The 982-nt window shown below is 70.2% G+C and carries 1 protein-coding gene and 1 pseudogene; one reads left to right on the top strand and one right to left on the bottom strand.

Annotation, left to right across the window (positions count from 1 at the left end):
- Window positions 1-388: pseudogene (locus A5681_RS22540) on the top strand (hypothetical protein); the annotation flags it as partial.
- A 4-nt stretch (window positions 389-392) separates the two neighbouring features.
- Here A5681_RS22540 and A5681_RS22535 read toward each other — a convergent pair.
- On the bottom strand, window positions 393-982 hold a 590-nt coding region (locus A5681_RS22535), incomplete at its 5' end, for a VWA domain-containing protein (protein WP_156738105.1).

Raw genomic sequence — 982 nt, 5'->3', positions numbered from 1 at the left:
GATCGCGGGCGGGGAGAACAAGCCGTCCAATCCCAGCGACCCGCACGACGGGGCCTACACGGCGGCGCGGCTGGCCCGGGACGAGGGCGTGCCCATCTCGACGATCTCGTTCGGCACCAAGACCGGCGAGATCGAGATGGACGGGCAGCGCGTCGCCGTCCCGGTCTCGACGGACCAGATGAAGACCATCGCCAAGCTTTCCGGCGGGCAGTCCTACACCGCCAGCAACATCGCCGAGCTCAACAAGAGCTACAACGCGATCGAGAAGGACATCGGCTATCGCACCGTGGCGGGGCCGGGCAGCGCCGGGTGGCTGCGCCTGGGCGTGATCACCGCCCTGATCGCGACGGCGTTGGCGCTGCTGATCAACCGGCGGCTGCCGGTCTGATCGCTCAGGACGGCAGCCGGCGGTTCAGGAACAGGCCGGCCAGGATCGCGCTCGCCAAGGCGACCGCCCCCAGCAGCATCCAGGCCAGGCTGGCATCGCCCTTGACGGTTTCGTAGCCGATCTGGCGCTGCAGGGTCGAGTAGACGTTCTTCAGCGACTCCAGGCTGTCGGCGTGGAACGCCTGGCCGTCGGTGATCTCGCAGATCTTCTGCAGCGTCTGGTCGTCGACGGGAACCGGGATGGTGGCGCCCTCGTACTCGACGGTCCCGTACGGCGTGCCGAAGGAGATGGTCGAGATCTGCACGCCCGCGGCCTTCGCGGCCCGGGCGGCGGTGAACGCCCCCTGCGGGGCGTTGGCGTCCAGCGGCACGTTCTCGGCGCCGTCGGACAGCAGCACGATGCGGGCCGGGGGCGGGGTGTCGCCGCCGGTGATGGCCAGGGCGCTCACCGCGTGCAGGGCGGTGAAGATGGCCTCTCCGGTGGCCGTGCTGTCGGCGAAGTCGAGCTTCTTGAGCGCGTCGATCGTCGCCTGGTGCTGCGGCGTGGGCGACACCAGCAGGTACGGCGTGCCGGCGAAGCCGACCAGGCCCAGGT

The organism is Mycobacterium scrofulaceum (genome assembly GCF_001667885.1).
In the GTDB taxonomy this organism is placed as follows: domain Bacteria; phylum Actinomycetota; class Actinomycetes; order Mycobacteriales; family Mycobacteriaceae; genus Mycobacterium; species Mycobacterium scrofulaceum_C.
The sequence above is the reverse complement of the archived record's forward strand: the minus strand, read 5'-3'. Positions and strand labels throughout refer to the sequence as shown.